At 28.8% G+C, this 23,287-nt stretch carries 31 protein-coding genes, 1 riboswitch and 1 other annotated feature; of the genes, 25 read left to right on the forward strand and 6 right to left on the reverse strand.

Features of this window, described 5'->3' with window-relative positions:
* Positions 1–81: 81 nt before the first annotated feature.
* Positions 82–328, forward strand: a binding site (T-box leader).
* Positions 329–395: 67 nt separating this feature from the next.
* The 3 genes from trpS to TVTCOM_RS02065 all read left to right on the forward strand — a co-directional run bounded on the left by trpS (position 396) and on the right by TVTCOM_RS02065 (position 2,741).
* Positions 396–1,415, forward strand: a complete 1,020-nt coding sequence (gene trpS / locus TVTCOM_RS02055) for a tryptophan--tRNA ligase (RefSeq protein WP_434798192.1) — start codon at positions 396–398, stop codon at positions 1,413–1,415.
* A gap of 168 nt (positions 1,416–1,583) precedes the next feature.
* On the forward strand, positions 1,584–2,027 hold the full coding sequence (locus TVTCOM_RS02060; protein ID WP_434798193.1) for a CidA/LrgA family protein: 444 nt from the start codon (positions 1,584–1,586) through the stop codon (positions 2,025–2,027).
* Positions 2,028–2,048: 21 nt separating this feature from the next.
* Positions 2,049–2,741, forward strand: coding sequence for an LrgB family protein (locus TVTCOM_RS02065; RefSeq protein WP_343338256.1), 693 nt, complete (start codon positions 2,049–2,051; stop codon positions 2,739–2,741).
* An 88-nt stretch (positions 2,742–2,829) separates the two neighbouring features.
* Here TVTCOM_RS02065 and dapD read toward each other — a convergent pair whose 3' ends face one another.
* The 4 genes from dapD to TVTCOM_RS02085 all read right to left on the reverse strand — a co-directional run bounded on the left by dapD (position 2,830) and on the right by TVTCOM_RS02085 (position 6,268).
* Complete coding sequence (dapD, locus tag TVTCOM_RS02070) at positions 2,830–3,543, reverse strand: 2,3,4,5-tetrahydropyridine-2,6-dicarboxylate N-acetyltransferase (RefSeq protein WP_434798194.1); 714 nt, start codon at positions 3,541–3,543, stop codon at positions 2,830–2,832.
* Positions 3,544–3,569: 26 nt separating this feature from the next.
* Entirely contained in the window at positions 3,570–4,313 is a 744-nt protein-coding gene (gene dapB, locus TVTCOM_RS02075) for a 4-hydroxy-tetrahydrodipicolinate reductase (RefSeq protein WP_434798195.1), read from the reverse strand.
* An 8-nt stretch (positions 4,314–4,321) separates the two neighbouring features.
* Positions 4,322–5,206 (reverse strand): 4-hydroxy-tetrahydrodipicolinate synthase, encoded by an 885-nt coding sequence (gene dapA / locus TVTCOM_RS02080; protein ID WP_434798196.1) that lies wholly within the window; start codon positions 5,204–5,206, stop codon positions 4,322–4,324.
* 63 nt (positions 5,207–5,269) lie between these two features.
* Complete coding sequence (locus TVTCOM_RS02085; RefSeq protein WP_434798197.1) at positions 5,270–6,268, reverse strand: aspartate-semialdehyde dehydrogenase; 999 nt, start codon at positions 6,266–6,268, stop codon at positions 5,270–5,272.
* Between the two features lie 133 nt (positions 6,269–6,401).
* Positions 6,402–6,572, reverse strand: a riboswitch (Lysine riboswitch).
* A 276-nt stretch (positions 6,573–6,848) separates the two neighbouring features.
* Between TVTCOM_RS02085 and TVTCOM_RS02090 the strand changes: the two genes are divergently transcribed.
* The 20 genes from TVTCOM_RS02090 (at position 6,849) to TVTCOM_RS02185 (ending at position 20,672) form a co-directional block, all read left to right on the forward strand.
* Entirely contained in the window at positions 6,849–8,042 is a 1,194-nt protein-coding gene (locus tag TVTCOM_RS02090; RefSeq protein ID WP_434798198.1) for an L-serine ammonia-lyase, iron-sulfur-dependent, subunit alpha, read from the forward strand.
* Between the two features lie 220 nt (positions 8,043–8,262).
* Positions 8,263–9,381 carry an amidohydrolase gene (locus tag TVTCOM_RS02095; RefSeq protein WP_434798199.1) on the forward strand — a complete coding sequence of 373 codons (1,119 nt, stop codon included), beginning with the start codon at positions 8,263–8,265 and terminating at the stop codon, positions 9,379–9,381.
* A 149-nt stretch (positions 9,382–9,530) separates the two neighbouring features.
* Positions 9,531–9,800 (forward strand): small, acid-soluble spore protein, alpha/beta type, encoded by a 270-nt coding sequence (locus TVTCOM_RS02100; protein ID WP_434798200.1) that lies wholly within the window; start codon positions 9,531–9,533, stop codon positions 9,798–9,800.
* Positions 9,787–10,533: a class I SAM-dependent DNA methyltransferase gene (locus TVTCOM_RS02105; RefSeq protein WP_434798201.1), complete on the forward strand. Its 747-nt coding sequence runs from the start codon at positions 9,787–9,789 to the stop codon at positions 10,531–10,533. Before TVTCOM_RS02100 ends, TVTCOM_RS02105 begins: the two co-directional genes overlap by 14 nt.
* A gap of 20 nt (positions 10,534–10,553) precedes the next feature.
* Entirely contained in the window at positions 10,554–11,438 is an 885-nt protein-coding gene (gene hslO / locus TVTCOM_RS02110) for an Hsp33 family molecular chaperone HslO (RefSeq protein ID WP_434798202.1), read from the forward strand.
* Between the two features lie 224 nt (positions 11,439–11,662).
* On the forward strand, positions 11,663–12,022 hold the full coding sequence (locus tag TVTCOM_RS02115) for a GntR family transcriptional regulator (protein ID WP_434798203.1): 360 nt from the start codon (positions 11,663–11,665) through the stop codon (positions 12,020–12,022).
* A 29-nt stretch (positions 12,023–12,051) separates the two neighbouring features.
* Positions 12,052–12,744, forward strand: a complete 693-nt coding sequence (locus TVTCOM_RS02120) for an ABC transporter ATP-binding protein (protein WP_434798204.1) — start codon at positions 12,052–12,054, stop codon at positions 12,742–12,744.
* Positions 12,734–13,567, forward strand: a complete 834-nt coding sequence (locus TVTCOM_RS02125; RefSeq protein ID WP_434798205.1) for a hypothetical protein — start codon at positions 12,734–12,736, stop codon at positions 13,565–13,567. The genes TVTCOM_RS02120 and TVTCOM_RS02125 overlap by 11 nt, the downstream gene beginning before the upstream one ends.
* Positions 13,568–13,580: 13 nt before the next feature.
* Entirely contained in the window at positions 13,581–14,813 is a 1,233-nt protein-coding gene (locus TVTCOM_RS02130) for a hypothetical protein (protein WP_434798206.1), read from the forward strand.
* Between the two features lie 742 nt (positions 14,814–15,555).
* Positions 15,556–16,203 carry a hypothetical protein gene (locus tag TVTCOM_RS02135; protein WP_434798207.1) on the forward strand — a complete coding sequence of 216 codons (648 nt, stop codon included), beginning with the start codon at positions 15,556–15,558 and terminating at the stop codon, positions 16,201–16,203.
* 196 nt (positions 16,204–16,399) lie between these two features.
* Complete coding sequence (locus TVTCOM_RS02140; protein WP_434798208.1) at positions 16,400–16,594, forward strand: hypothetical protein; 195 nt, start codon at positions 16,400–16,402, stop codon at positions 16,592–16,594.
* Entirely contained in the window at positions 16,572–16,862 is a 291-nt protein-coding gene (locus TVTCOM_RS02145) for a YxiF family protein (protein WP_434798209.1), read from the forward strand. The genes TVTCOM_RS02140 and TVTCOM_RS02145 overlap by 23 nt, the downstream gene beginning before the upstream one ends.
* A gap of 207 nt (positions 16,863–17,069) precedes the next feature.
* A complete protein-coding gene (locus TVTCOM_RS02150; RefSeq protein ID WP_434798210.1) occupies positions 17,070–17,255 on the forward strand; it encodes a hypothetical protein in 186 nt (61 codons plus the stop codon).
* A gap of 219 nt (positions 17,256–17,474) precedes the next feature.
* The gene (locus tag TVTCOM_RS02155; RefSeq protein ID WP_434798211.1) at positions 17,475–17,891 is read left to right on the forward strand and encodes a tetratricopeptide repeat protein; all 417 of its coding nucleotides are present in this window, start codon (positions 17,475–17,477) and stop codon (positions 17,889–17,891) included.
* A gap of 9 nt (positions 17,892–17,900) precedes the next feature.
* The gene (locus TVTCOM_RS02160; protein WP_434798212.1) at positions 17,901–18,341 is read left to right on the forward strand and encodes a hypothetical protein; all 441 of its coding nucleotides are present in this window, start codon (positions 17,901–17,903) and stop codon (positions 18,339–18,341) included.
* Between the two features lie 112 nt (positions 18,342–18,453).
* On the forward strand, positions 18,454–18,693 hold the full coding sequence (locus TVTCOM_RS02165; RefSeq protein ID WP_434798213.1) for a CPCC family cysteine-rich protein: 240 nt from the start codon (positions 18,454–18,456) through the stop codon (positions 18,691–18,693).
* Positions 18,694–18,999: 306 nt separating this feature from the next.
* Positions 19,000–19,368: a DUF2750 domain-containing protein gene (locus tag TVTCOM_RS02170; RefSeq protein WP_434798214.1), complete on the forward strand. Its 369-nt coding sequence runs from the start codon at positions 19,000–19,002 to the stop codon at positions 19,366–19,368.
* Between the two features lie 20 nt (positions 19,369–19,388).
* Positions 19,389–19,772 (forward strand): DUF2750 domain-containing protein, encoded by a 384-nt coding sequence (locus TVTCOM_RS02175; protein WP_434798215.1) that lies wholly within the window; start codon positions 19,389–19,391, stop codon positions 19,770–19,772.
* Between the two features lie 222 nt (positions 19,773–19,994).
* Positions 19,995–20,372, forward strand: a complete 378-nt coding sequence (locus TVTCOM_RS02180; RefSeq protein ID WP_434798216.1) for an Imm50 family immunity protein — start codon at positions 19,995–19,997, stop codon at positions 20,370–20,372.
* A 141-nt stretch (positions 20,373–20,513) separates the two neighbouring features.
* Positions 20,514–20,672 (forward strand): hypothetical protein, encoded by a 159-nt coding sequence (locus tag TVTCOM_RS02185; protein ID WP_434798217.1) that lies wholly within the window; start codon positions 20,514–20,516, stop codon positions 20,670–20,672.
* 35 nt (positions 20,673–20,707) lie between these two features.
* Here TVTCOM_RS02185 and istB read toward each other — a convergent pair whose 3' ends face one another.
* Both istB and istA read right to left on the reverse strand, forming a co-directional pair.
* On the reverse strand, positions 20,708–21,475 hold the full coding sequence (gene istB, locus TVTCOM_RS02190) for an IS21-like element helper ATPase IstB (protein WP_316719004.1): 768 nt from the start codon (positions 21,473–21,475) through the stop codon (positions 20,708–20,710).
* Positions 21,468–22,688, reverse strand: coding sequence for an IS21 family transposase (gene istA / locus TVTCOM_RS02195; RefSeq protein ID WP_434799708.1), 1,221 nt, complete (start codon positions 22,686–22,688; stop codon positions 21,468–21,470). The genes istB and istA overlap by 8 nt, the downstream gene beginning before the upstream one ends.
* A 70-nt stretch (positions 22,689–22,758) precedes the next feature.
* Here istA and TVTCOM_RS02200 point away from each other — a divergent pair, with 70 nt between their 5' ends.
* Positions 22,759–22,881: a hypothetical protein gene (locus TVTCOM_RS02200; protein ID WP_434798218.1), complete on the forward strand. Its 123-nt coding sequence runs from the start codon at positions 22,759–22,761 to the stop codon at positions 22,879–22,881.
* Between the two features lie 82 nt (positions 22,882–22,963).
* Positions 22,964–23,221, forward strand: coding sequence for a hypothetical protein (locus tag TVTCOM_RS02205; RefSeq protein WP_434798219.1), 258 nt, complete (start codon positions 22,964–22,966; stop codon positions 23,219–23,221).
* The last annotated feature ends 66 nt before the right edge of the window (positions 23,222–23,287 follow it).

The raw sequence follows: 23,287 nt of genomic DNA on the forward strand, positions 1-23,287 counted from the left end.
TAAATTCACTAATAATATATAATAAGTAATTTATTGACATTTAAATTAAAAGATAATAATATTAATATAGAAAATCATACAATAAATCCCATGATAAGGAAGAGTAGTTAAATTAAGATTCAATATAGAGAGTTGAGGATGGTGGAATCTCAACAAGAAAGATTTAATGAATGGACCTTTTAGGAGTAAATTGAAATCATTTGAGAGTAGACTTTACCGTGAATTGCACGTTACAGCAATTAAGGTATGATAGTACCAAGAATTAAGAGGTGTATTTTTATAGTACACAAATTAGGTGGCAACGCGGATATAACACTCCGTCCTATAATTTTAGGGCGGAGTTTTTTTAATTGTAAAGATACTGAAAACTACAAATATCATAAGGAGATGAAGAAATGAGTAAAAAAGTAATATTAACAGGAGATAGACCTACAGGAAAACTTCATTTAGGTCATTATACAGGTTCATTAAAAAACAGAGTAGCATTACAAAATTCAGGACTATACGATATGTTCGTTATGATAGCTGATCAACAAGCTTTAACAGATAATGCAAAAAATCCAGAAAAAATAATAAATAGTTTAATGGAAGTTACGCTAGACTACTTAGCAGTAGGATTAGATCCAGAGAAGACTAATATATTTATACAATCACAAATACCAGAGTTAGCAGAACTTACAGTATATTACTTAAATTTAGTTACAGTAGCTAGACTTAGCAGAAACCCTACAGTTAAGGATGAAATCAAGCAAAAAGGATTTGGAGAAGGAATACCAGCAGGGTTCTTCGTTTATCCAGTAAGTCAGGTAGCTGATATAACTGCTTTCAAAGCTGATTTAGTTCCAGTAGGTAACGATCAAAAGCCAATGATAGAGCAAACTAGAGAGATTGTAAGAAGCTTTAACAGCACATATGGAGAAGTATTAGTTGAACCAGAAGGAATGTATCCAGAAGGAATAGAAGGAAGAATGCCAGGAATAGATGGTAAGGCTAAAATGAGTAAATCATTAGGAAATGCCATATACTTAAGTGATGACGAAGAAACAGTTAAAAAGAAAGTTATGAGCATGTTCACAGACCCTAACCATATAAAAGTTGAAGACCCAGGATGTGTTGAAAATAATACAGTTTTTACTTATTTAGATGCTTTCTGTACAGACAAAGTGTACTTAGAAGATTTAAAAGCACACTACAGAAAAGGTGGTCTTGGAGATGTTAAAGTAAAAAGATACTTAAACGAAGTACTTCAAGCTGAATTAGCGCCAATAAGAGCAAGAAGAGCAGAATTAGAAAAAGATAAAGCATATTTATATGAAGTATTAAGAAAAGGTAGCGAAAATGCTAGAGAAGTAGCAGCGAAGACTCTAAAAGAAGTAAGAGAAGCTATGGGAATAGAATATTTTAAAGGTTTATAAAATTTAAAGGTTTATAAAAATAGATAAAAAGGTGTTGTTTATTAACGACATATTTTATTTTTTCTGATTTTTTCATAATTACTCCTTTTGAGTATGATAATATAAGTATAGCGAAGATATTAAATATGATGTTAAATTATGAAAAATAGAATATATACATTTATATAAATGAAATCATATTGTATAATTTTTATATTAAATTCAAAAGAAGAGGGTGGTAGGATGAAAATATTTAATCAATTAGGAATAATATTAGGAATATGGGCAGGGGGAGAATTAATAAGCTCTCTATGTAGTAATTTTATTAAAATTCCTGGCACAATAGTAGGGATGATAATTTTATTTCTATTACTTCAATTTAAAATAATAAAAGAAGAAAACATAAGAGAAGTAACAGATTTTCTACTTAATAACATGGCTATATTTTTTGTGCCAGCAGGTGTATCTCTTATAAACTCTTTAGGTTTAATAGGAGAGAATATGGTTGTTTTATTATTGAGCGTAACTGCTGCAACTATGATTATTATGTTTGTAACGGGCAAAACGGTAGATATTATGATTCATAAAAAGCAAGTGGATATAGAAGAATCCGACGAAGAAAGATTTGCATAGTAGAGAGATAGGAGATAATAAATGGAGCAGATATTAAATACACAATTATTTGGACTTGTAACAATTTTAGCTTTTTATAATATAGGTTTATTTATACAGAAAAAAGCAAAAAAACCTATATTTAATGGTTTATTAATATGCATAATACTAATTATATTATTTTTAAAAATTACAAATATACCTTATGAAAAATTCAAAATAGGTGCAGATATAATGAATTTTATGTTAGGACCTGTTACGGTGGTTTTAGCAGTACCACTTTACAGACAGTTTGATTTATTTAAAAAGCATTTAAAAGAAATTCTTATTGGAATTGTAGTAGGAGTAGTTACTTCTTTTATAATAATAACTATTATAGGAAAATTAACTTTAACAAATAACGAGATAGTTTACTCTATTTTACCAAAATCAATTACAACACCAATGGGAATATCATTAGTTAACGCACTAGGTGGAGTGGAATCTATAACTGTTGTTTGTATAATTGCAACAGGTATATTTGGAAATATATTAGGGGATTTAGTATTAAAAATAGGTAAGATAACGCATCCTGTATCAAAAGGAATAGCTTTAGGTACGGCAGCTCATGCTATGGGTACAAGTAAGGCTCTAGAAATGGGAGAGGTGGAAGGTGCTATGTCATCTCTGTCTATAGGTATTTCTGGTGTTTTAACAGTTATGCTAGTACCTATATTAATGAATTTTGTAGGATAAGATTATATTTGAAGTGATTTAATTTGGATATAAAAAGGAATAAGTTGATTGAAAATCAGCTTATTCCTTTTATTAATTTTATTTTAGATTAATCTAATTTTCTTAGATCTTCCATAACCTTTGTTTTATCAGCAGTTTTTTCATCTTTATTCTTAATTATTCTAGCAGGAGAGCCAGCTACTACAACACCTGGAGGAACATCTTTTGTAACAACAGAACCTGCAGCAACAACAGAACCTTTACCAACTCTAACGCCTTCAAGAATAACTGAATTTGCGCCTATTAATACATCATCTTCGATTATAACAGGAGTAGCAGAAGGTGGCTCAAGAACACCAGCAACAACAGAACAAGCCCCAAGGTGTACATTTCTACCAAGCATTCCTCTAGCACCTATTACAGCATTCATATCTACCATAGATCCTTCGCCCACAATGGCACCTATATTTATCACAGCACCCATCATAATTACGGCATTTTTCTCTATTGTAACCATATCTCTTATTAATGCACCTGGCTCAATTCTAGCCTCAGCATGTAAGAAATTATAAAGAGGGATAGCTGAATTTCTTCTATCATATTCTATATGAATATCCTCCACAGAAGATTTAAAACTTTCCACATCTTTCATTATAGTTTTATAATCACCAATTAAAATATAAGAACCTTCTTGACCAAATACTTTATATTTGTCGTTTTTTTCTATTTTTATATCTCCTGAAACATAAACTTTTACAGGTGTTTGTTTTTCAGCATCTTTTATATATTTAGCTATTTCATACGCATCATTTAAGTTAACCATTGTTCTCCTCCAAATTTTGTCTAGTTTTAGTCTAACATATTGTTCATATTGTAATATCCAGCTTCTTTATTTACTAAGAATTTTGCAGCAGTAATAGCTCCTTGTGCAAAAATATCCTTAGATTGAGCTGTATGTTTTATTTCTACAACTTCATCATGGCCAGCAAATATAGTAGTGTGTTCACCTACTATTGTTCCACCTCTTATGGCATGAATACCAACTTCAGTAGGTTTTCTCTTTTCGCAGCGACCATATCTTCCATATATACATTCACTTTCTGGCAGAACCTCTTTAATTCCATTAGCTATCATAACAGCTGTACCACTAGGTGAATCTAGTTTTTTATTATGGTGTTTTTCTATTATTTCTATATCAAATCCATTAAGAGCTTTAGCAGCTTCTTTAACTAATCTTACTAGAACATTTACGCCTAGAGACATGTTAGAAGAGTGGAAAATAGGAATAATAGCCGAAGCTTTTTCTATTTCGCTTAATTCTTCATCATTAAAACCTGTAGTTGCTATTACTAAAGGAAGTTTTGTTTTTGTTGCATAATCCAAAACATCATATATAGCAGAGTGATGAGAAAAATCGATAATAACATCAGCATTTTCTTCTATATCACTCATCTTATAGTAAGTTTTGAAGGGAACTTCTAATTCATCTCTAGATACACCACAAACAAGTTGTAGTTCACTATCTTCATTAACACATTTAGTTAAAACTTTACCCATACTACCACTATAACCATTTATAATTACTTTTAACATGTTGCCTCCTATATTTTTAGTCCCCAATTAACTAATTCTCTTTTTAAAATTTCTAAATTTTGTTCTTCCATTTCAGCTAGAGGAAGTCTTAAATCTCCCACATTAAATCCTAATAAATTAACAGCAGTTTTTACTGGTACAGGATTTACTTCTATAAATAAAGCATCTATTAAAGGTTTCATACCTAATTGTAATTTTCTAGACCCTTCTATATCACCTTCCATAAATTTAGCTACTAAATCATGAGTTTCTTGTGGACAAATATTAGCTAGAACTGATATGACTCCAGACCCTCCTAGAGAAAGTAGAGGAAGTATTGAATCATCATTACCAGAATATACAGCAAAGTCATCTGGAACTAATCTGCAAACTTCAGCTACTTGAGCTAAATCTCCACAAGCCTCTTTAAGAGCTACAATGTTATCCACATTTCTAGCTAAATCAGCAACAAGAGCAGGTGGTATATTAACCTTTGTACGTGAAGGAACATTGTATAAAATTATAGGTAGTTTAACACTATTTGCAATAGATACAAAGTGTTTTCTAAGCCCTGATTTATTAGCCTTATTATAATAAGGAGTTATAACTAAAAGAGCATCTGCACCTAATTTTTCAGCTTCTTGACTCATATAGATGGAGTGAGCAGTGTCGTTTCCACCTGTTCCAGCTATTACAGGAACTCTTTTGTCAACAGCATCAATAACAGTTTTGATTGCTAATAAATGTTCTTCGTCATTCATAGTGCTAGCTTCCCCAGTAGTACCACAAGCAACTATAGCATCAGTACCATTTTCAATTTGAAAATCTACTAATTCTTTTATTTTTTCAACATTAACCTCTCCATTTTCATCAAATGGCGTAACTAAAGCAACTGCAGAACCTTTAAAAATCATAAAAACCTCTCCTTTTTATCTTAAATTTAACCTCTATTAATTAATATTTATTAAAGCTCATTTTTATACTAAATCATATTTTAATAATAATTCAGCTATCTGAACTGCGTTAGTAGCAGCACCTTTTCTTATGTTATCAGCAACAACCCACATATTAACACCATTATCCACACTGAAGTCTCTTCTTATTCTTCCAACATAAACTTCATCATGACCTTCAGCATCAACTGCTAGAGGATATTCGTTATTTGCTGGATTATCAACAACAACTACACCTTCAGTATTTTTTAGAGCAGTAAATACATCTTCCAACTCAAATGGTTTATTAAACTCTAAGTTTATAGATTCACTATGAGCGCCTCTTACTGGAACTCTTACAGTAGTAGCAGTAATTTTAATGTTATAGTCATCTAAGATTTTCATAGTTTCATTAACCATTTTCATTTCTTCCTTTGTATATCCGTTTTCTTCGAAAACGTCTATATGAGGAAGACAGTTAAATGCTATTGGATGAGGATAGAAAGTGTTTGGCTTTCCTTGAATTCCATCTTCCAAGTCTTGAACTCCTTTAACTCCAGAACCTGATACGGCTTGGTAAGTTGAGTAAACAACTCTTTTTAAATTGTATTTATCATGTAATGGTTTAAGAGGGACCATAGCTTGGATAGTAGAGCAGTTTGGGTTTGCAATTATTCCCTTGTGATTTTTTACAGCCTCTGGATTAACTTCTGGAACAACTAATGGAACATCAGGATCCATTCTCCATTGGCTTGAGTTATCAACAACGATTACTCCTTTTGAAGCAGCTATTGGCGCATATTTTTGGCTTATTCCTCCACCAGCAGAGAATAGAGCTATTTGTATATCTCTATCAAAAGAATTTTCATTAAGTTCTTCTACGACTACATCTTTATCAGCAAACTTTACAGTTGTACCTGCTGATTTTGCAGAAGAGAACATATAGATATTATTTATTGGAAAATTTCTTTCTTCTAAAACCTTTATAAAAGTTCTTCCAACCATACCAGTAGCACCAACTAAAGCAATATTAATTTTTTTCATTATAATCACCCCGTAATATATTTTAGATTTAACATTAATAACATAGAGAAAATTTAAGGGAGAGCTTTATATTTATATATATAAAAAAACGTACAAAGGTATACTTTGTACGTTTAAAACGACATGTCAAAGTAAACCTTGTAGCTCACCACTTAAAAATAAGTGACAGTGTTATACATATTATGCATAACCCCAAAAATAATCCTTGCAAAGATTATCTTTTCGGCAATAATTCCTTTCTTTGAATATCATCATCTGCCGACTACTTTCAAATACTTTTAATTACTGCACCTCTACCCTAGGTTAAGATAGTTTTTTAAATTATTAATAATGATAATACAAAAAATTAAAAAAATCAATAACAATGTAATAAAAATGTAATAAATTACCTAAAACAACATCTAGATTTTTTGTCGTATTTTAGGTAAAATATTTGTATATGTTATTTAAAATATTTATAAAAACATTTTATAAAAGCAAATAATTCTTAAATTATTATTAGAAGAAATGTATAATGCTAATTAGGAATATGTTTTCTTATTTCAATTAAAAGAATATATGAATCCCGAGGAGGAATAAAATGGAATCACTAAAAGAACTTTACAAAGTAGGTAATGGACCTTCCAGCTCACATACAATGGGTCCTCAAAGAGCCGCAGAACAATTCAAAAATAAATACCCAGATGCTGCTAGCTACAAAGCTCATTTATATGGAAGTTTAGCTGCAACAGGAGAAGGGCATTTAACTGATTATATAATCAAGAAAACGCTTGAGCCAAAGGAAGTTGAAATACTTTGGAGAGAAGACGTAGTAAAACCATATCATCCAAATGGAATGATGTTAGAAGCTATAGATGCAGATGGAAACGTAATAGGAGATTGGACTATCTACTCTGTTGGTGGAGGAACAATAGCTGAAGAAGGAATGAGAAATGCTGGAGGAAACGACACTTATCCTCATTCAACAATGGAAGATATAATAACTTGGTGTAAAGAAAACAACAAAAACTTCGTAGATTATATAAAAACTTACGATGATGCTGATATAATGGATTACTTAGTAACTATTAAAGATGCAATGAAAAAAGCAGTAGTTGATGGATTAAAAGCTACAGAAGTTATACCAGGTAAATTAAACTTAGAAAGAAAAGCAGGATACTTCTACAAGCAATATCTTGCTAACAAGCAATTAAATACATTAGTATATGCTTATGCTTTAGCTGCTTCAGAGCAAAATGCATCAGGATATGTTATAGTAACTGCTCCAACATGTGGTTCTGCAGGTGTTATACCAGGAATATTCTTCGCAATGCAAGAGTTCTATGGATATGATGATGAAATGATATTAGACGCTTTAGCTGTAGCAGGTTTAGTAGGTGTTCTTGTTAAGAGAAACGGATCTGTTTCAGGTGCTGAAGTTGGATGTCAAGGTGAAGTAGGTGTTGCTTGTGCAATGGCTGCTGCTGCAATAGCATTCTTAAAAGGTGGATCATTAAGACAAATAGAATACGCTGCAGAAATCGGTTTAGAGCATCACTTAGGAATGACTTGTGACCCAGCTTACGGATATGTTCAAATACCATGTATAGAAAGAAATGCAATGGGTGCTCAAAGAGCTTTAGACGCTGCTAACTATTCATTATTAACTGATGGAGAGCATCAAGTTACTTTCGACCAAATCGTTAAAATAATGGACGAAACTGGTAGAGATATGATGGATAAATACAGAGAAACTTCAAAAGGTGGAATAGCTAAATTATTCTTCACTTGCTAGTTTTTAAATAATAAAATATTTATATTAAAAATAGATAAAAGAAACAGGGTAATTCCTGTTTCTTTTTTTATAAAAAAATGTTATAAGTTTATAATAGAGATGATACTATTAATTATAAGAAGTTACTATAAATAAAAAATATAATAGCAAACATGATTGAAGAATTAAGACGATTCAAACCATATGGTACAATCTAATTTACAGACAAGGGGGATTTTTTATGGAAACAATATATTTGGAGGACAGAGTAAAAAAACATAGACGTAACTTGCATAATCTAGCAGAACTTTCTCACGTGGAATTTAATACAGCAAAATATATTAGAGACTACTTAGAAAAACTAGGCGTGGAATATGAAATATATTTTGAAACAGCAACAGTGGGAATTATAAAAGGGAAAAATCCCCAAAAAACAATTGCCTTCAGAGCAGATATAGATGCACTACCTAGTCCTAAAGGAGTTGAACATTTATGTGGACATGATGGACACATGAGTATACTTCTTGGTCTAATAGAATATATAGTGGATAATAGAGAAAAGTTAAATGATAATATAGTATTTGTATTCCAACCAGCAGAAGAAGATACTGGTGGAGCTGAAAGGCTTATGGATGCTGGTGTATTCAAAAAATACAAAGTGGATGAAGTTTATGGACTTCATATACATCCGGATTTCCAAGAAGGGTATGTGGCTTGTAGACCAGGATATTTAATGGCTCAAAATGGAGAAATAAATATAGATATAATTGGCAGGGGTGGTCATGGTGCCATACCACAAAATACAAAAGATGCAGTTTTAATAGCATCAGAATTTATTACAAGTTTACAAAGTATAATATCTAGAAATATTAATCCTATAGAAGGAGCTGTTATAACTATAGGTAAAATAACTGGAGGAAGTATCAGAAATATTATTGCTGAAGAAGTGAGATTAGAAGGAACTGTCAGATGTTTTAATCCTTATGTTTATGATACTATGATAAATAGAATAAGAGAATTTGCTAAGGGGTTTGAAATATCCTATGGTTGTAAAATAAATATTGAAATTATACATGGATATTTAGCAGTTAATAATGATAAAAAGCTGTATGATGAATTTGTTAATGCTATTGGAAAGGACATGATAATAGAAACAGATCCACTTATGATTTCGGAAGACTTTTCTTATTATCAAAGGGAAGTACCAGGCTTATTCTTTATGTTAGGTGCTAGAAATGAAGAAAAAGGCTTTATAAATGGACTTCATAATTTGAATTTTGATTTTAATGAGGATATATTAATGAGTGGTTTAAACATATATAAAGCATTATTAAAGTATAAGGATTCACTTTCTAAATAGAATATTTTTATTAGTTTTTGTATAGGCACTTATATAAAAAGTTAGCCTTGCAGTATGATTTATATTTATCAGTAGAACATACCCCCTTAGTTTTTTGTATAAATTTTTGTCTAGATGACAAAACTACAAAAAAAGAAGGGGTGTTTTTTATGGATAAAAATAAATTAACTGAAGAATTCATTTATAAATGTGAAAAGCAAAGAAAGAAAAATGAAAAAAAAGTAAAACCATTGACACAAGATGATATAATGAAATATGAGATAGCAGAAGAATTAGGTCTGCTTGATAAAGTTGATGAAAAAGGATGGGCAGGTCTTACTGCTAAGGAAGCGGGAAGAATCGGTGGAATCCTCACATCACGAAAAAAACAATTAAAAAAGAAAGCTGAAGAAGAGGATAAAAAGGATGAATCAGTATAGTGATTTTGCCTTTGTTTATGATGAACTTATGAGTGAAGTTGATTATGACAATTGGGTCAAATACATTCAAGATATAATAAAAAGTGAAAATGTTGAAGTACAAAATATATTAGAATTAGCTTGTGGTACAGGAAATTTAACTATACCACTTACTAAGAAAAATTATGATATCGCAGGAATAGATATTTCAGAAGAAATGCTACAAGTTGCCAGAGAAAAAGGAGAAAGAGAAAATGTTGAGTTAGTATTGTTAGAACAAGACATCGTAGAGCTTGATTTTGATGTTACTAACTTAGACTGTATCCTTTGTGGATGCGATGGATTTAACTACATAACTTATGATGAAGATTTAGAAGGTGTATTTTCTAAATGTCATGAGTTACTAAAAGAAAATGGAATTTTCATATTTGATATAAGTTCTTATTACAAATTATCAAAAGTCCTAGGAAACAACATGTATGGTGAAAATAGAGAAGATATAGCTTACATGTGGCAAAACTACTTTGATGATTACGAAAACTTAGTAGAAATGGATCTTGCATTCTTTGTTAAAGGAGAAGATGGTAGATTCGATAAATTTGAAGAAAACCACTTACAAAGAGCCTATAAAAATGATGAAATAATCCATTTACTAAAAAATGCAGGATTTGAGTATATAAAAACTTATGGAGATTTTAAATTAGAAGCTCCAAAAGAAGACAGCGAAAGAGTATTTTTTGTTTGTAAAAAATAAGCATAAATGGAGGGAAAATAATGAAGGATTACGTTATAAAAGCAACTAGCACAAATGGACAAGTAAGAGCTTACGTTGGCGTAACTAAAAACTTAGTTCAAACTGCTAGAGATAATCATAATACAATAAAAGTTGCAACTGCAGCACTTGGAAGAACATTAACAGCTACAGCAATGATGGGCTTAATGATGAAAAATGATAAAGATGAGTTAAGTGTAATCATAAAAGGTGGAGGACCTATAGGGACTATACTTACAACTGCTGACGCAAAAGGAAATGTTAAAGGTTATGTACAATACCCAGACTTAAACGGTGTGGAAGTACAGGACTATCCAAATGGAAAATTAAACGTTGCTGGAGCAGTAGGAAATAAGGGATATGTTAAAGTAATAAAAGACTTAGGACTTAGAGAGCCTTATGTTGGTTCTTATCCATTAGTAAGTGGAGAAATAGCAGAAGACTTCACTCACTACTTTGCATTATCTGAGCAAACTCCATCAGTAGTTTCTTTAGGTGTTCTTACAACAGAAACGGAAGTTCAGCAAGCTGGAGGATTAATAGTTCAATTAATGCCAGATGCAACAGAAGAAACTATAGCTACTTTAGAACAAAATGTGTCTAAGTTAAAATCAGTTACTACAATGTTAAGTGAAGGAATGACTCTAGATGACATATTAAATTTAGTGTTAGAAGGATTAGATCCAAAGATACTAGATATATGTGATGTTAAATTTGACTGTAACTGTTCAAAAGACAGAATAAAGAAAGTTTTAATATCATTAGGTAGAGAAACTTTAACTGAAATAATAGAAGAAGATAAGCAAGCTGAAATAAGCTGCCACTTCTGTAATAGTGCTTATCACTATGATGAAGAGGAATTAAGAGAAATATTAGATGAAATGTAGTTAATATAGAAAGAGCTGTCGTGAGACAGCTCTTTTTTTGATAAATGTATATAATAGCTATCGTATAAGAAAATAAAATTAATTTACGGTAGCTATTTTAGTTATTATTATATGGAAAAAATAATTGACTTTTTTAGTGTATTAATAATATAATACACTTGTACATGAAGTGTATTATATTATTAATACACAGGGCAAAAAATAATTAAGAGAGGAGAAATACCTTGAAATTTACAGTAAATGATAGAGAACCAGTTTATATCCAAATTATCAGAAATATAAAACAGAAGATAGTCACTGGGGAAATACAAAAGGGAGAGAGACTACCTTCTAGAAGAGAAATGGCAGTTAATATAAATGTAAATCCAAATACAGTTCAAAAAGCTTATAAGGAGATGGAAGAAATGGGGATAATCAATACAATCAAAAATAATCAAAGTACAATTACTGAAGATGATAATTTAATACGACAAATAAGAAAAGATTTAATAAGTGAAGCGACAGATGTTTTTATAGAGCAAATGAAAGCAATTAATGTACCCATAGAAGAAGTTAAGGATATTATTACTAAGAAATATATATAAGTAAGGGAAATATATAGGGGAGGAAAATAATGATTGAAGTTAAAAATGTGAAAAAGAAATACAAGAAAGTAAAAGCTTTAGATGATGTTTCCTTTAATATAGAAGAAGGAAACATCACTTGCATACTTGGTGTTAACGGTGTTGGAAAATCTACTATTCTAAAAGCTATAGCAGGATTAGTAAAACCAAATAGTGGAGAAATTTTAATTGATGGGGAAAAATTTAATCAACAAACTTATAATAAACTAGCTTTTGTGCCAGATATAGATATTCATTTTAGTCATCTTAATATAAAAGAAACTTTTGATTTCATGAAGTTATTTTATAAAAATTGGGATGAAGAAAGAGCTTATGAAATGCTTAAGATGTTCTCTTTAACTGATGATAAAAAAATAAGTGAACTGTCTAAGGGTAATAAGGCAAGAGTAAAGATTATAATTGGATTTGCTCAGAGAGCTAAATATATTTTACTTGATGAACCATTTTCAGGCATAGATATTTTTAAAAGAGAAGAGTTTATAAAAGCAATGTTAACATATATGGAAGATGACGAAAGTATTGTAATAACTACTCATGAAATTGATGAAATAGAACAAATAGTAGATAATGTAATAATTCTAAATAACGGAAAAATTGAACAGATATTTAATGCAGAAGAAGTTAGACAAAATGAAGGAAAATCAATACTAGATAAAATGAGGGAGGTATATAATGGGGAGTAAGATATTAACACTTTTTGATATAGAGTTTAGAAGAGTGCAGAAGATATTTTTTGCTGTAATTTCATTGATAACACTAGGTAATATAGGAATTCTTATTTTAGGAATATATAGGGTACTCGAAGATATAAAAGCAGAAACTGGTGTAGCACAACAAATATCAGTATTAAAAACTAATATAGGAAAGCATATGTTTTTAGAACTTCAGCTACCTAACTTTATATATTATTTATCAAATTTGCTGATGTTTTTAGCTTTAATAGGATGTGCATTTTACTGTGTATTAATATGGCAAAGAGATTTTTCTAGTAAATCAAAAACAATATATACATTTTTTATGTTGCCGGAAAATAGATTTATCATATTTATTTCAAAATTAATAACAATGCTTACTTTGATTTATAGCATAATATTTGTTCAACACTTGTTATGGGGGATAGAAGCTTTTATAGTTAGTAAATATGCAAATATACCTATAATAAACATGATTAATAGTATAAATAATATGAATGGTATGGTAGGAATTACTGATTTAATGTTAGTGCCAATCTACCCTATGGAATTTTTAATGATATTTATAATAGGACCAATAGCTGCTGTTACATCTATATTTACAGCAGTCCTTATGTCTAAATCAATAAAAAAAGTCGGTGGTCTTATAGGAATTGTATCTATGGTTACTTTATTCATTATATATTTTGTAATAATAGTAGATCATAAATACTCTGATGATATTTTAAGAAATAATATAATTTTCTACATAGTAGTATTTTTGGTTTCAATATTTGTATCTTATAATTTATTAAAAAATAAAATGTGTGATTAGGGAGGGAAATATCATGAAAATAAAATTATCAAAAATAATATTAATAATATCAGTAGTGGGAACTATACTAGTTGGTATTTCTCTAGCTAATATATATAAAACAGATATAGTAGTAAAAGATGTACATGGTAAAAGAGCTGCTTTAGGAGATATGAATATATTACTACAAAAAACAGGAGGAGTATTTGAAACAGATGAGATTCTTATAAATAAAAACAGTACTACAACGAAGAAACTTGTAAAACAAAGAGATACACTTTTTAATTTAACAAAAGAAAATTTAGATAATCGTGATTTATTTCAATTTAAATATGATAAAAATATTGTATTTGAAGATAAAGAAACTGTTGGTACAGCTCAGATAGCTGATAGTAATAAAGAAAGAATGATGGCTTATATTGAAATAAAAGATAAGAAAAATAATAAAATAAAATCTTATAATATTGATATGGGTGAAGGTATAGAAACTAACGAAAATTATAATTATGTATCAATGCCTGTAAAAAAAGAAGGAGATATTCTTTATGTAGCAACTATGTACTCCTACGGTGATATTTCGGATGATTCATCTTATGAAGAGTATGCAGATGATTCTACATTATCAGATTCACGTTATAAAATTACAAATGTGAGTCTATATAAATTAAATTTATCTAATAAAACTTCTAAATGTATAGTTAGTAAAGATTATGAAGGCAAAGATTTAAGTATAAAACAATCAGGATTTAGTAATGGAAATAAAGGATATTTTATAGTTAATAAGAAAAAAAATAAATCAGATGATTATAGTACGAATTTATTTGAATTAGATATAAAACTAAAAGAAGTAAATTTAATAGATTTAAAAACGAAGGATGATTATATTGAAACATCTTATGATATAGAAAATGATGAAATATTATTATTATCTATGCCATCAATAGATCAAATAAATAGTGAGATAAGTAAAAATGTAGAAGGTATTTTAGTAAATCTAAAAGATAGAAATTTAAAATATAAATATAAATTAAATATAAACTATAATGGAGATTTTACATCTGGAGATAGAGTAAGAAGAGATAATGGGAAAATATATGTAGCATCAGCTACCTATGTTGAGACAAATAAGTATGAAAAAAATTATCAAACACCATATAATTTCTATGTGTTTGATGAGAAAGATGGTGAGATGTTGTATGAAGGAAGTACAACAATTAATTCTAGTGATAGAGTAAATATGGGAATTGTTAAGAATGATGAGATTTAGTAATTAATATGATGATAAAGATGTGAAGTATAAACAGTTTTTATAGAAGAAACGATTAAAGAAAAATAAACATTTGTTGAAAATTTTATATAATATAAAACTTAATATTAGAATTCTGTATTTGATTATTGCATAGCGATTATAATTGCTATGCAATAATTTTTACAAGAGGAATACATCTAAGATAAAAATTTTTGTACAGATGATACTATAATATACACCTATGATAAAAATTAAAATTTTAGGAACAGTTAGGAACAGTTAGGAACAGTTAGGAACAGCAAATTTGATAGAAATATTGTGCTTTGATAGATAGGAACAGGCATAAGTACAAACATAGGAACAACCTAGGTGTTAGTAAAGAACAGTGTTTGAAGGAGGTGTGTTCCTAGTGTGCCTATAAGGATTTCTAGTTATTTAATAATCATAAAAAAATAAGAAAAAATGGCGTGTATGTACATGTGCGCGCGTATAGGGTTTTTGGTGCTTAGGAACAGCACTTAGGAACAAAGTATGATAATAATAAAAGTATGGAGGCAGCATTGATAAAAAAAGAAGAAAAGGAAGTTAAAGATTAGACGTACATGATGAGAAGAGAAATATTGTATATGATTATAAATTTGTAAAAAAACCAGGTAAGGGATTATCTAAAAATCAAAAAAAAAATCAAAAATCAAGGACCATCTGAAGCAAGAATATTAGAGATTAATCCTAAAAAAAGAAGTTAAGAAGGGAGAAAATAATGCCAGGGAAAAATTATACAAGAACAATGAAAAAAGAGGTTACAAATCAATGGCATGAACTACTTCCATGCATGGAGATAGAGGAAAATATGTCTTTAATGAATATTTTAGGACCAATAGTAGTCGGAATTTTATTAGAGATAGGGTCTAATAAAAATATGTATTATCCAACATTATATATACATAATTTAGCTAATAATATAGGCTTTGTTAGTACATCTCTTAATATAACGGACAACTTCAACTATGTGACAACAGTTAGTAAGCCAGATAAATATATGAAAATAGCAGAAGTATTAAAAAATAAGGCTATAGTACCAATAGAGGGGGATATACATATAAATGAACTACTAGATAGATTAAAAGAAGCGTATAGTAATCTTTATCATAGCGATAAAATATGTATAATAGAAACAGTCTTATATTTAGCTGGTTGGAGTGGAAATGAATCAATAATAAAGGAGTCGGTTGTTTTTGCAAATGAAAAAATAAAACAGTTATCAACTCTAACTGAAGAAGATAAAGATAAAGTTTTTTCTAAGATATTTGAGGAAATAAAAGAACCAGAAAAAATAAGAAAAACAGTAGAAGAGCAGATTATAGAATTAAAGCTTGATAAATTACCTAGAAGAAGTATATTGCTATAGTATAGAAATATACTCTATTTAATGATATTTTATTTTTAATCTTTTTTTAATTAAAAAGGAGCTTAAACTTTTGTAAAAGAAATGGATACTATACTTTGGATAAAACAAGAATGAGAAGTAATAGATTATATTTAGCAACATGATATTTAAGTAACTGAGTTACATGAAGTGGTAACGAAAGTATCTCATTGGCGATATGAACGAAGTAAATTTTTATATAGAAAATGTAGGATGGATACCATCAAGTATGATTGAAGAAGGAGATATAGTAGTTTTTCAATCAGGTGAAAGAGCAATAGTAGAGGATATTGATAAGATTGTTTATAATGGGACTTCAGAAAATAGAACAGTTCATGAATTTTATGTTGATGCAAAAAGAAGTATATTATAAAACACCTAATCTAAACAAAGTAGCAAATTTAGAGGAGATATTTAAAATATTTTTTTATGAAAATGCAATATTGCTTCATTATGAAGATAGAGAATGTGGAGCAATAAGAATAAAAGTAGAAGATTTTTTTAAGTATTTAGGTGATATAGCCGAATTTTCTAAATTTAAAGAGGGCTATAGTGATTTAGTTCTAGTTGATGAAAATCTTAAATATGGAATATGTGTTGAGAGATATGAATATTTTAATAAATTATTTGTATGGTATTAAGAGGAAGATTAATTAAAGATTTTTAATCAAATATAGTATTAATATTATAAATTACAGTTTATCTATTGCATAGCAAATAGAATTGCTATGCAATACTTTTTAGTACAATTATAATTGTAAGTTTTGAAAGACACATAAGTATAGCAGATACTTATGATAGAAATGTAGAAGGAAAAAGTGAAGTAGCTTATGAATACACTGACTTTGGTGAAACAGAAATTTGTTGATAGGCATGGTTCTAGTTCTACATATAAAAATAAGCCTAGTTTTAATGAAAATTTTGACATAAAGAGTGGCATAAATAGTACTTTAAAGGGAAGGAATTCTGTAGTAAAATCTAATACTGGTGGAAGAACTGAAAGTATGGACTGTCATGTTGAAGAACTTGATTAGTATGGCGCAAGCAGCTTTATCAATGGGAACTGGAATAGTATCAATCGGTGATTAAAAATAATATTATTCACATATATGAAGTAAGTCCATGTATATGTGATAGCTTTAGATAGTATATCCATATTGATATATTTACTATAGTATTAATAGGTCAAGTTGAGCAAGACTAAAGCAAAAATATTTACTACCAGCAAATTAAAAATATAGGAGAATGAAGATATGGAATTAGATGATAAAATATATGAACAAATAATGGAATTAAGTGATGAGGGGAATGAGCTTATTGAAGATGGCAAATTTCATGAGTCTATAGAAGTGTTAAAAAAAGCATTGAGCTTAATTCCGCAACCTAAAGACATTTGGGAAGCAAGTACATGGATTTATGCAACATTAGGGGATGCAAGTTTTCTAGCTAATGACTATGAAGCATCTTTAAATTATATGTTTGAGGCATTAAAATGTCCGGACGGAATAGGAAATCCATTTATCTTATTAAGAATAGGACAGTGCTTCTTTGAACTAGATAATATGTATAAAGCTAAAGAATATTTATTACAAGCATATATGCTTGAAGGAAAAGAAATATTTGAAGAAGACGATGAAAAATATTTTAAAATAGTAAAGAATTTAATTTAGGAGTGTTTTATGGGAAGGTCAAAAAATAAAAGAAATAAAATCGACATTGAAATTGAAGAACTAATAATGCAGCACTATGAAGAGTTAGAAAATAAAAACTATGAAAATGCTATTTATCTTCTTATTGAAGCGTGGGATAAAATACCAAATAATAAATACGAGCATCCTGAAAGTTATAATATTGTAATGGATATTTTAAATGCGACAATAGAAGGTAAGTATGTTGATATTATGCTTGAGTGGGCTGATAAAGTTTTTTATGTTGGCTTAAATCGCTTTGATACTGGAGACCGTGAAATGTGGGCAGGAAAGGTAGCTTATGAAATTGGTGAAAAAGATAAGGCATTAGAATATTTTCGAGTTTCCGTTAAGAAGTCTGAAGGAAGATGCTTTTATTATGACGAAGATCTGAAGTATAAACAATTTTTTATAGAAGAAACGATTAAATAAAAATAAACATTTATTTAAAATTTGAGATAACATAAATGATAGAGCTAAATCAATAGGTAGTACTTCAGGAAATGCTGTTAATGGTATAAGTAAAAAGAATAAAAATACCTTCATGCAGTTAGAAAGAATTCTATTAGTGGAGAGAAAAGATAAAATGATAAAATATGCATGTTCATGTTGTGGAAATTTAAGTTTAGATGAAAAACCACCAGGTACATTTGAAATATGTAAGATATGTGGATGGGAAGATGACGAAGTTCAATATAATGAACCAGATTATGAAGGTGGTGCAAATGAAATAAGTTTAAATAAAGCAAGAGAGTTGTATAAAGAGAATAAATTAATATTGTAAATTAAAAGTATTTTAAATTTAGCTATTGCATATCATATAGAATTGTTTTGCAATAGCTTATGATCAATTGGAGTAGAGATAGAATGGAATAAATCTAAAAAAAGAAGTGTACAGTGGGATATGGGGCATATACCTGGACAAAAATATTCGAATATGCATAAGGGTACCTAAAGGGCATCAAATGGATCATGCAAGGTGATATGAGGAAAGAAAAGGCTATGGATATGAATACAGTAATTTAAATACTATAAAAGACCATAAACGCTAACATAAATTTGATAACAACGGTAAGAAAAGGTGATAAAATTGAAAAATGAAATAAATGGAGTATTAAACTCAAGTGAGGAGAAACAATACGAATATTTTATAAAAAAAGTTGTAGATTACGAAGAAATATGGGGATTATATTTTGAGCAATGGTTTACAATTAAAGATGGTGATAGGGTAATAATTCCTTTATGGCCTAAAGAAGAATTTATTCAAGATAATATAAAAAAGAGTGAAGAACAGTATAAATCAAAATCTATTGATATATATGATTTTATTGATTTATGGATTCCTAAAATTATAGAGAAACAACTTTCTATTGCATTATTTTGGGATGGAAAAAGGTACTTAAATGTTGATATTGAAAAATTTGTTAGTGACTTAGAAGATGAGATGGATAATTATTAAATTAGAGAGGAAAACAACTTATGAAACAAATTTTAAATCTAAAAATAAATTCGGATAAAAGATACAAAAAATTTATTGATGATGTAATTGAAAATAAAATTGTATGGGGATTAAAGTTAAAGAATGAAAATGGATGGGCGGTTGCTATATCTAATGAATATGAAGATACAGAGGTTATGACTTTCTGGTCAAATAAAATTTATGCGAAAGCATGTTTAAAAGAAGAGTGGAATGATTATGAAATATGTTCCATTATATTAGATGATTTTTTAAACCATTGGCTTACAGGGTTAAATGAAGATGAATTGTTGGTAGGCGTAAATTGGGATATGAATTTAATAGGATTAGAAGTGGAACCCCTTGATTTATTGGATGATATTTTAAAATTAAAAATAAGTAATTAATTACTTATATAAAATTAATAAATAAAAATTAGCAACAAGGTATCATCTCTATGATGAAAATAATATATATCAAAGTTGATTTTCCTTGGGAGTAATAGATAGGTTTGTGTAAAAATATAGCAAGTCAAGTTATTGAAATGACTTGACTATCTTGACCGGTGTGAAGATCTTAACAGTAACATGCTATTAAGATAGCTGGACAAATAATAGAGAGGTAATGACATGTGGTATGAGCTATTAGATAACAATGTATTTATTACTAAGTTATACAATCAAGTTCCTGATCTAATTGATATTAGGATAGATCAGATAAATGTTTTAGATGAATGTGATAAAGTTAGTATTTTTTTTGATTTACAAAAATATGCGGATAATCCTCCTCAAAAGTGGATTCAATTAAAATATAATACTGTGGTAGTAAATATAGATTTATTTGGAATACATGAAATAAACATGTCTTATAAACCTACAAATGTAGATAAATCAAATATTAGCATATGTATAGATGAGAATAGTTACATAAATGTTAAAATTGCAGGGCAATTTAATGCAACTATTAGAGCAGTAGCTGGAATGATTCAGACGATAAGCGGATATTAAATAAGATATAAACAGTAAAGGTATGCTTCAATTATTGTGTATAATTAGAGCATACCTTTTAAATAATAGGAATTTCTATAATTGAGAAGAATAAAAATAGACAAAAATACTTTCGTGCAGCTAGAAAGGAATTTGGTTAAAATGAGAAAGAAAAGATTAAAACTTGGAGATATCTATGAGATATCCTTACCAAATGAAATGAATGCTTATGGACGTCTTTATAAAGAATCAACATTAGCAATATATGAGAAGATATGTTCAAATGTAGATGAATGTAAATTGCAATATATATTTGTATAAAAAGAGGAAAATAATTATGTACAAAAAATATACTTTTAAGAATTACCTGAAGAAGAACTATCTAAATAATTAAGTTTAGACTTTAACCTATATGATGGACCTTTTATAGAAATAATATGAGAATGATGAAGTAACCTATCTAAAATAGCATTAGCTATAGCTGGAGATCCAAAGATTTCACTCCATTTTGAAAAATTAGAATTAGTAGTTATTATAGTACAATGTTTTTCATATCTTCTTGAAATTAGCTGAAAAAACAGATTGGCAGCATCAGTATCTATTGGCAAATATCCAATTTCATCAATAATTAAAACTTTGTATTTTGAAAAATGTTTAAGCCTAGCGTCTAATCTATTCTCAGCTAACGCCCTTTTAAGCTGTTGAATCAATTCTTGAAAAGGTATAAAATATGTAGAGTATCTATTTGTGGCACTTTTGATTCCAATGGAGGTAGCAAGATGTGTCTTGCCAACTCCGGATGTTCCTACAAATAATATATTTTCATTATTCTCTATGAATCTAAGCGTAGCTAAATCTAAAATTTCTTGTTTATTTACTGCTGGTTGAAATGTGAAATCAAAGTCTTCTAGAGTTTTAATAAATGGAAAGTTTGCAACTTTTACACAAGCTGTTTTAGCTCTTTCTTGTTTGGAGTTTATTTCTAGATTGCTTAATTCATAAAGTGCATCTACTAAACTTTTTTCATGACTATTAATCATTTCAATATACTTATCTAAATTAAGTTTTATATTATTTAGTGACAATTCTTCAAGATTATTAAGTAGTTTTACATAATTACTCATATTCTCCTCCATTAACATTAAGTAAATAATCTAGTTGGTTTAAATTATCCCTTGCAATATCATCAATGTCGTTAGAATTTTTTATATACGGAGATATTAATTCTTTATAATGCTCTTCATTATAATTCATTTTTTTATTTGTTATGTCATGAATAGCTATTAAATCTGTGCTAAAATATATATGTAACTTGTTATCAATAACTTTCAAAGTTACAGTTTTATTTATATATTTGCTAGGGACGGAATACTTGCTATTCTTGTAATTTATCAGAGAATCTTTATGAACGTTGGCGGTCAACCTTTGGTTTATATATGATTCAATTATTGAATTACTAGGTAAAGGCTGTAAGTATTCCTTTTCTTTTTGAAATAAAAGTATAGGCGGTAGCCCTGTTGTCTGGTTTGCTGATTGATTTACTTTTTTATTTATATTTTTTAATATTTGAATTAAATCTTCTTCAGTTTCAAATTCATAATTATATGCAAGTAACCATTCAATAAACTTATTTGCTGACTCTACTTTTCCCTTCGTATAAGAATGGCGGGGCTTACAAAGGCTAATATTAAAACCAAAGTCTGAAGCGAATGCTTTCATTTTATTATTAATTTTTCTTTTATTACCCGTAATATCAACAACTGTACTCATATTATCAAATAAAAGTTCTGAAGGGATACCTCCGGTAGCTTTAAATGATGATATTAGGCACTCAAATACATCTTGCTGAGTTTTTGTATTTCTATATTCAAAATGGCAGTATCTAGAATTTCCAAGTTTATAGTTAAATACATTTATTATAAATTCTTCATTATTTTTTGATACTAATTTTAAATCTTCTTTCCAATCTACTTGCGCTTGTTTTCCAGGTGGAGTTTCAAATCTAGGATGTCCTTTTATTTTTTTAGTTGGTTTTAAATTTTTTGATTTGATATATTTGATAAAATTTGAATAAGATCCAATGTCATAATTCTTGTCTAAAAAATATTCGTATACAGCCTTTGCTGTAATTCCTTTTATTGAAAGTTTTAATTTGATTTCTTCTAAGTATTGATCTAATTTGCTAGATTTATTTCTAGTTTGTGGTTTACCTTCATATCCATCATAGTATTTTTTCACTGTTCTTCTATCAATTCCATGCTCTCTGGCTAATTCAGAGTAATTTGGTTTAAAATTCATTGATTTAATTATATTAATTTGTCCTATTAAATTTAAAATCATGGCTATCCCTCCCGGGATAAGGATAGCAGAAATTTGTATAATTTTGTACATTTTTATATTCCATTTTATGTACATCTATATAGTATCATTTACAGATGAATTATCTCAAAATGAAAAATATAAGTTCTTTGTAGGAGTTTATACAGACTTATTACAAGATGGTATTTGGAAGATTGTTGATAATCGATAATACCATCTACTGAGAAAGTATGTAAGGATTTGGAACGTGCGGATAGACATCATGTGGTAGATAGAATTATGGGGATTGCTATATGGAATCCAGATTAATATTATATAGATTAATTAAGAAAATTGTAGACGAGGTAAATATAAAGCTAGAAAGTTTAGGAGCACCAAAAGGTTCACTTATAGAGATTGAAGGTAAAGAAGAAATAATATTATTTGGTAAAAGAGAAGGGTTAGCTATATATTTTTATGGGCATTCCTTTGATAAAATGAAAAGAGAGATTTTGGAATTTGTTGATACATATCCGTTATGCAAAGGTACTAGAATAGTTAAAATATCGTAAGTGAAGGTTTAAAATATACAAAATTTTTTAATATATAGCAAGTAAATATATTGTTAATTTAGATGG

This window comes from Terrisporobacter vanillatitrophus (assembly GCF_051148895.1).
GTDB lineage: Bacteria > Bacillota > Clostridia > Peptostreptococcales > Peptostreptococcaceae > Terrisporobacter > Terrisporobacter vanillatitrophus.